The sequence below is a fragment of the Arthrobacter sp. 35/47 genome, from assembly GCF_000520475.1.
GTDB classification, from domain to species: domain Bacteria; phylum Actinomycetota; class Actinomycetes; order Actinomycetales; family Micrococcaceae; genus Arthrobacter_D; species Arthrobacter_D subterraneus.
The window spans coordinates 126,291-133,742 of sequence record NZ_KI914617.1; the positions used below are offsets into that span (position 1 = coordinate 126,291).

The 7,452-nt window shown below is 67.2% G+C and carries 6 protein-coding genes and 1 pseudogene; 2 read left to right on the top strand and 5 right to left on the bottom strand.

The genetic code is table 11. The annotated features are described in order from the left end of the window. Positions 1-147: 147 nt before the first annotated feature. Together gabT and X803_RS0114775 are read right to left on the bottom strand one after the other, a co-directional pair. Positions 148-1,515, bottom strand: coding sequence for a 4-aminobutyrate--2-oxoglutarate transaminase (gene gabT / locus X803_RS0114770; RefSeq protein ID WP_026545730.1), 1,368 nt, complete (start codon positions 1,513-1,515; stop codon positions 148-150). A gap of 33 nt (positions 1,516-1,548) precedes the next feature. Then, positions 1,549-2,979: a gamma-aminobutyraldehyde dehydrogenase gene (locus tag X803_RS0114775; RefSeq protein WP_026545731.1), complete on the bottom strand. Its 1,431-nt coding sequence runs from the start codon at positions 2,977-2,979 to the stop codon at positions 1,549-1,551. Positions 2,980-3,129: 150 nt separating this feature from the next. Between X803_RS0114775 and X803_RS0114780 the strand changes: the two genes are divergently transcribed. Further along, the gene (locus X803_RS0114780; protein ID WP_026545732.1) at positions 3,130-4,548 is read left to right on the top strand and encodes a PucR family transcriptional regulator; all 1,419 of its coding nucleotides are present in this window, start codon (positions 3,130-3,132) and stop codon (positions 4,546-4,548) included. A 60-nt stretch (positions 4,549-4,608) separates the two neighbouring features. On the opposite strand, the gene X803_RS0114785 is transcribed toward X803_RS0114780, so the two are convergent. Beyond that, positions 4,609-4,959: a TraR/DksA family transcriptional regulator gene (locus X803_RS0114785; protein ID WP_026545733.1), complete on the bottom strand. Its 351-nt coding sequence runs from the start codon at positions 4,957-4,959 to the stop codon at positions 4,609-4,611. A gap of 141 nt (positions 4,960-5,100) precedes the next feature. On the opposite strand from X803_RS0114785, the gene X803_RS0114790 reads away from it, so the two are divergent. Then, positions 5,101-5,733, top strand: a complete 633-nt coding sequence (locus tag X803_RS0114790) for a putative glycolipid-binding domain-containing protein (protein ID WP_026545734.1) — start codon at positions 5,101-5,103, stop codon at positions 5,731-5,733. Positions 5,734-5,761: 28 nt separating this feature from the next. Here X803_RS0114790 and X803_RS0114795 read toward each other — a convergent pair whose 3' ends face one another. Together X803_RS0114795 and X803_RS22885 are read right to left on the bottom strand one after the other, a co-directional pair. Next, positions 5,762-7,204 (bottom strand): FAD-dependent oxidoreductase, encoded by a 1,443-nt coding sequence (locus tag X803_RS0114795; RefSeq protein WP_026545735.1) that lies wholly within the window; start codon positions 7,202-7,204, stop codon positions 5,762-5,764. 72 nt (positions 7,205-7,276) lie between these two features. Then, a pseudogene (locus X803_RS22885) lies at positions 7,277-7,452 on the bottom strand (uroporphyrinogen-III C-methyltransferase); the annotation flags it as partial.

Sequence of the window (7,452 nt, forward strand, 5' to 3'; positions counted from 1 at the left end):
GGTCCGCAGGGAACCGTCCGGCCGACCGCCGTCGTCGTCGTGCTTGCAGTGAGGCTTACTTCACCGCGGGTTTGCCTCACCGCCCTACTTTCGCCGCGCTCCACTTCACTGCGCGCTGCTTCAGCGCGCGAGCTACTTCACCGCGCTCTATTTCGCCGCGCGGATCGCTGCCTCGAGGACATCGAGGCCGTCGTTGAGGAGGTCCTCGCCGATCACCAGCGGCGGCAGCAGGCGGATGACGTTGCCGTAGGTTCCGCAGGTGAGGATGATGACGCCCTCCGCGAGGCAGGCTGCGGCGATGGCCTTGGTGGCCACCGGGTTGGGCTCCTTGGAGCCGGGCATCACGAACTCGACGGCGAGCATGGCGCCCCGGCCGCGCACCTCACCGATGATGCCGCTCTCCTCCTGAAGCGCCTTCAGCCGCGGCACCACGATCTCCTCGATCCGCCGCGCCCGCGCTGACAGGTCCAGTTCCTCCATGGTGCCGATCGCCGCGAGGGCTGCCGCACAGGCAACGGGGTTGCCGCCGTAGGTGCCGCCGAGGCCGCCGGGGTGGACGGCGTCGAGCATTTCGGCCCGGCCCGTGACGGCCGAGAGCGGCATGCCGCCGGCAATACCCTTGGCCATGGTGATGAGGTCCGGGACCACGCCCTCATGGTTCACGGCGAACCATTCGCCGGTGCGGCAGAAACCGGACTGGACCTCGTCGGCGATGAAAACCACGCCGTTGTCCTTCGCCCAGGCGGCAAGCGTGGGCATGAAACCGTCGGCCGGGACAATGAAGCCGCCCTCGCCCTGCACAGGTTCGATGATGATCGCGGCCAGCGACTCGACGCCGATCTGCTTCTCCATCAGCGTGATGGCGCGCTTCGCCGCTTCCTCGCCCGTGATGGACGGGTTCTCCTCACGGAACGGGTAGCTCATCGGCAGGCGGTATACCTCGGGGGCAAACGGACCGAAGGTGCCGTCCGGGCCGGCCTTGTAGGGCAGCGACTTGGCGGTCAGCGCCATGGTGAGGTTGGTGCGGCCGTGGTACGCGTGGTCGAACGCGGCGACGGCGGAACGGCCCGTGGCCAGCCGCGCAACCTTGACGGCGTTCTCCACTGCTTCGGCGCCGGAGTTGAAGAGGACGGTGCGCTTGTCGAAGTCGCCCGGCGTCAGCTCCGCGAGCTTCTCGGCGACGGCAATGTAGCCCTCATACGGGGTCACCATGAAGCAGGTGTGGGTGAAGTGCTCAACCTGCTCCTTCACGGCGCCGACGACGGCGGGATCGGACGCACCGACGCTGGTCACCGCAATGCCGGAGCCGAAGTCGATGAACGAGTTGCCGTCGACGTCGTGCACAATGCCGCCGTCTGCGTCCGCGACATACACGGGAACGCCGGAGGCAACACCCTTGGCCACGACGGCGGAGCGGCGGGCATTGAGGGCGGTTGACTTGGGTCCGGGGAAATCGCCGATGATGCGGCGCTTCTGCTCGAGCCTGAACTGCGGCTGGAGTGCCTGGGTGGTCATGGGAAGAGTCCTTTCGTGGGCGGAAAGCGTGGCTTAGGCGTCCAGCGCGCTCATGACGTGCTTGATGCGGGTGTAATCCTCTACGCCGTACATGGAGAGGTCCTTGCCGTAGCCGGAGCTCTTGAACCCGCCGTGGGGCATTTCGGCGGTGAGGAGGATGTGCGTGTTGATCCAGACGGCCCCGAAGTCGAGGTCGCGGGAGACGCGCATGGCGGTGCCGTGGTCGGTGGTCCAGATGCTTGAGGCGAGCGCGTACTCGACGTCGTTCGCCATCTCGACGGCTTCATCCTCCGTTGAGAACTTCTGCACCGTGATGATCGGGCCGAAGGTCTCCTTCTGCACAATGTCATCGGTCTGCCTGGCGCCGGTGATGATGGTGGCCTCGTAGAAGTACCCCTTGTCACCGGAGCGCTTGCCGCCGACCGCCACGGAACAGTGCGACGGCAGCGCATCCATGACCGCGTTGACGGCGTTGAAGTGGTTGATGTTGTTCAGCGGCCCGAAGTAGTTCTTCGAGTCATCCGCATTACCCGTGGTGAGGGTTTTGGTGTGGTCGACCATGGCGGCCACGAGGTCGTCGTGGACCGAATCCTGCACCAGCACGCGGGTGATGGCGGTGCAGTCCTGGCCTGCGTTGAAGAAGGCGAACTCCGCGATGGCCGCTGCCGTCTTCTTGATGTCCGCGTCAGCGAAGACGACGGCGGGAGCCTTGCCTCCCAGCTCGAGGTGAGCGCGCTTGAGCCCCTTCGCCGCTCCGGTGGCGACGGCGATGCCCGCACGCACCGAACCGGTGATGGACACCATGGCCGGGGTCTTGTGTTCCACCATGGCAGCGCCGGTCTCACCGGTGCCGAGGACCACGTTCAGAACGCCGTCGGGCAGGATGCCCTGGGTGAGGCGGGCGAGGACAAGCGTGGATTCCGGGGTGGTGTCGCTGGGCTTGAGCACAATGGTGTTGCCCGCGGCCAGCGCCGGCCCGATCTTCCAGATGGCCATCAGGAACGGGTAGTTCCACGGCGCCACCTGCGCAACAACTCCCACCGGTTCCCGGCGGACGTACGAGGTGTGGCCTTCGAGGTACTCCCCGGCGGACTTGCCCTCGAGCAGGCGGGCGGCGCCGGCGAAGAAGCGCAGCTGGTCCGCTCCGGCGGCAACCTCCTCGGCGGCGATCATCTCCCGGACCTGCCCGGTGTTGCGGTGCTGGGCCTCGACGAGTTCTTCACTGTGGGCCTCGACGGCGCCGGCGAGCTTGAGCAGCATCAGCTGGCGCTGGCCGGGCGTAACCCGCTTCCACGAGGTGAAGGCCGTTTTGGCGGCGCTCATCGCGGCGTCGACGTCCGCCTGGACGGACACCGGCGATTTGGCGACCACCTCGCCGTTGGTCGGATTGACGATGTCGAGCAGCTCGCTGCCGCCCGGCGTCACGAACTGGCCGTTGATGAAGTTCTGCAGGGTTGCGACCACAGCGTTTTTCCTCTCGTTTCCCGGACAGGGGGTGCCCAAATTCACTGCCGACCCTACGTGGTGCACGCCACGCCGCCTAGGGTGATCCGCACAATGCATACCCAAAACCGTGATGCAGCCGCACAAGCCTCCAGCCCTATAGTGGACGTTATGGCGATCACACTGTCGGCACTGCTGGCCACGCCCGCACTGAAGCTCCAGCGGGTCGGGACCAGCGAGGTCACGGACGTGCCGGTCCAGTGGGTTGCGGTCACCGAGCTCGAGAATCCCAAACCGTTCCTGAGCGGCGGGGAGGTAGTGCTCACCACCGGCCTGAGGCAGAAATCGGCCACCTCACAGCGCAATTTTGTCCGCCATGTGCATGCCTCCGGTGCGCTCGCCGTCGGGTTCGCCACCGGCCTCAGCCACGAGAAGGTTCCGGCCGCGTTCCTCGACCAGGCGGATGAGTTGGGCCTGCCGGTCTTCCTCGTGCCGTACGAGACCCCGTTCATTGCGATCGGGAAAATCGTTGCCGATTCGCTCTCCGCCGAGCACTATGCACGCCTCGAACACCTGCTTCGGGGGCACCAGATTCTCGCCGCTGCCCTGCTGGGCGGAGGGGGCCTGCCCCAGCTCCTCCGGGAGCTCGCTGCGATGCTGCGCACCGACGTCGCGCTTTCCCAATACGGGACCGAGCTGTTCGCTACCGGGCCTGCACGCGAAGGTGAGGACCGGGACTGGCACCGGGTGCCCGTGGCCACCGGGCTGAAGGACCGCTGCACCCTGGCCATCGCGGAGCCCTACCAGCGCGACGCCATCACGGACTACGCGCAGAGCCTCATCAGCGTCGAGCTGAGCAACCAGGCGCGGCGCAGGGCCAGTGACCGCGCCGTCGTCGGGCAGTTGCTGCAGGATGTGGTGCGCGGGACGCTGACGGGCAGTGATGCGGCGGCCCGGCTCGGGAGCGCGGGCATCGATACGGCGCGCCGGCAGTGCATTGTCCTGGCCGATGTTGCCACCGGCCAGCGCCGCGCGCTGCGGACCCTGCCGCTGCCGGGGAAGTACGACGACGTCGTCACGGCCGTGGTGGATGACCGTCTGGTGATCGCGGTGCCGGAAAGTGACGGTGAGTCCCTCGGCCGGGCGCTGAGCAGTTACCTGCACGGGGCCGGTTTCACGGCGAAGGTGGGTTTCGGCGGCGGTTACGCACAGGCCAGCGGGCTGCGCTGGAGCTACTTCGAGGCGCGGGAGTCGCTGACCCGCGGGCAGGCGGTCAACCGGCCCGACCGCCTCAGCCTCACCTCGCTCCTCATGGCGAGCGAGGATGTGCCGCTGGCGGACCTGGCCGCCGAAGCACTGGACCCCGTGGCCGCCTTCGACGAGGGACACGGCGCCGAGCTGATGCTCACGCTGGAGAAGTACCTCGCGCACAACGGGTCGGTGGCCGCCGTCGCGGACGTACTCCAGCTGCACCGGAACACCGTGCGGTACCGGCTGCAGCAGATCGTGGACCTGACCGGCTATGACCCGGCCGTCACCGCGGACCGGGTGCACCTCTACCTCGCGTTGAACGTCCGCGCTCTCCGGTGAGTTTTTGTCGCCTATCTGCTGTTCTGCAGGCGTTATTCCAGCAGATAGGCGACAAAAAGTTCAGCGGCCGCCGGCGTGGTTGATGCAGAACCGCGTCCACGGCCGTGCCTCCAACCGCCCCTCGGCGATAGCAGTCCCGCACACTTCGCAGGAACCGTACCGCCCCTCCTCCAGCCGCAGCAGCGCAGCCTCGAGCTCGGCGATACGGGCATCGGCATCACGCAGCAGCGTTGCCGACTGCGACAGTTCGAAGGCGATGGTTGAGCCCTCGGGGTCGTGCTCATCGTCCACGTTGGATTCCCGGCGCAGATCGCTGGTGCTCGTGATGTCCGCGCTCAGGCCCGCCCGGGCCTTCCTCGTCTCGGCAAGCTCGCGCACAAGCAGCATCCGGAAATGCTCAGAAATGCCCATGCGCCCTCCGGTGTGTTTTTGTTGCCTATCTGCTGTTCTGGAGGCGCTATTCCAGCAGATAGGCGACAAAAACTCCAGTGGCGGGGGGAACTCCGGGCCGCCCTCTGGCGCGCCGCCCCCACCGCTCCATAAGGTAAGCGAATGGGAAATCAACTGCATACGAGCCTGCTGCACACCTGGCAGGGCATCGACGATCCGGCGCGCCTGGATTCCGCCACCATCAACCTGGAGCCGGGCCGGCTAAGCGCGCACGGCACTTCCCGGACGGACTCGTATGCCATGAGCTGGGCGCTCACCACCACCGACGGCTGGGTCACCCGCCGCCTGACTGCCACGGTCCACGGCCACGGCTGGAGCCGGCACCTTGAACTGGAACGCGACGACGACGGCGTCTGGTCCGCCACCGGCTCCACCGCCGGCGAATGCGACCTCCCCGCACCCGGCATCGACGATCCGTCGCTGCTGACCGGCGCCCTGGACTGCGATCTTGGCCTGTGCCCAGTCACCAACACCATGCCCATCCTGCGGCTGAACCTCCACTCCGAGGAGCTGGCACCCGTCGATGAAACGTCCATGGTGATGGCATGGGTTGACGTTCCCAGCCTCCAGGTCAAGCGCAGCAGCCAGATGTACAGCCAGCTGCGGTCCTCGGATGGAGACCGCAACGGGGTGGTGCTCTACAGCTCCGACAACCACGGCTTCACCGCCGAGCTGGAGATCGACCGGGAAGGGATTGTCCTCGAATACCCCGGCCTGGCCACCCGGATCCGCTGACCCCTTCCCGCTTCGAGGGGCCGATCCCCTAGCGGTGCGCTTCGGCGTGGACGCTGCGGGAGATCGCCACCATGTCCTCGCGGGGCACCACCTTGATGCGTTCGCGGACCACCCCGTCGATTTCCGTCGCAGCGCCACCGAGCGCGCGCTCGTGCTCATCCAGCGCCAGCCACCCTTCCCAGGTGGTGAACTGCACCCCGCGTGACGCAAGAAGCCCGACGACGGCGCCCTCCTCGGGTGCGGAGGCTGCGGGCAGGTCCTGAAGATCCTCCAGCAGGTAGGTGACGGTCTCCAGGGCATCGCCCTTGGTGTGCCCGATGAGCCCCACGGGCCCGCGCTTGATCCAGCCGGTCGCATAGAGACCAGGCACGGAGGTGCCGGCGGCGTCCAGGATCCGGCCGCCGTCGTTCGGGATCACACCGCGACGGTGATCGAACTCCACCTCGGGCAGCGCCGAGCCGAAGTAGCCCACCGCGCGGTACACAGCCTGCACCGGGTAGTCGATGTACTCGCCGGTTCCCACGGCGTTGCCCGTGCCGTCCAGCTCCGTGCGCTCGAACTTGATGCCGGTCACCCTGCCGTCCTCGCCGAGGACCTCCACCGGGTTGTGCAGGAAGTGCAGGTGCAGCCGGCGGGACGCGGTGAACTCCGCCGGGTCCTCGGGCTGTTCGGCGATCCAGTTGGTCAGGGTCCCGACCATGGTCTTGGTCTGGTTGTTGGTCTGGATCTGCCGGTCCGACTCGGCGTCGAACTCGAAGTCCTCCGGGTAGAGCACAATGTCGACGTCGCGGGAGTGGGAGAGTTCGCGCAGCTCCAGCGGCGTGAACTTCACCTGGGCGGGGCCGCGGCGGCCGAACACGTGGACGTCCGTCACGGGCGAGTTCTTCAGCCCCTGGTAGACGTTGTCCGGGATCTCGGTGACCAGCAGGTCCTCGGCGTGCTTCGACAGGACGCGGGCTACATCGAGCGCCACGTTGCCGTTGCCGATGACGGCGACCTCCTTCGCCTCGAGCGGCCACTCGCGCGGAACGTCGGGGTGCCCGTCGTACCAGGAGACAAAGTCGGCGCCGCCGAAGGAGCCCTCGAGCTCAATGCCCGGGATGTTGAGGTCAGCGTCCTTGATGGCGCCGGTAGCGAAGATGACCGCGTCGTAATGGGTGCGCAGGTCCTCCAGCGTGAGGTCCGTGCCGTATTCAACGTTCCCGAAGAAGCGGATGTCGCCGCGGTCCAGGACCTTGTGCAGGGCGTTGACGATGCCCTTGATGCGCGGGTGGTCCGGGGCCACGCCGTAGCGGATCAGGCCGTACGGTGCCGGGTAGCGGTCGTAGAGGTCGATGCTGACGGTCAGTTCCCCGGAGGCGACGGGCGCGGACTTCGTCAGGATGTCTGCGGCGTAGACTCCCGCCGGACCGGATCCGACGACGGCGACGCGCAGCGGACGCTGGAAGGAGAACGTGGACGATTGCGACACGGCTGTGTTCCTTTGCTGTGGATGGTGGTTCGTATGAAGCGGCGCTGGGCGCGCGGGTCGGAAGGGCTGGGTTCAGCGGGAGACTGGGGGTTTCCAGTGCGGTGAAAGCGCGACCACGTCCCCCACCACGATCACGGCCGGAGACTTCACCCCGCGCCCTTCCGCGAGGTCCGCGATGGTGTCGAGGGTTCCGGTGGTGACGCGCTGCGATTCCATCCACCCGTCCTCGATGACCGCCACGGGAGTGG

Excerpts from the sequence above, each read along its gene's own strand:
- gabT (WP_026545730.1), bottom strand. The coding sequence starts at position 1,515 with ATGACCACCCAGGCACTCCAGCCGCAGTTCAGGCTCGAGCAGAAGCGC.
- X803_RS0114780 (WP_026545732.1), top strand. The coding sequence starts at position 3,130 with ATGGCGATCACACTGTCGGCACTGCTGGCCACGCCCGCACTGAAGCTC.
- X803_RS0114785 (WP_026545733.1), bottom strand. The coding sequence starts at position 4,959 with ATGGGCATTTCTGAGCATTTCCGGATGCTGCTTGTGCGCGAGCTTGCC.
- X803_RS0114790 (WP_026545734.1), top strand. The coding sequence starts at position 5,101 with ATGGGAAATCAACTGCATACGAGCCTGCTGCACACCTGGCAGGGCATC.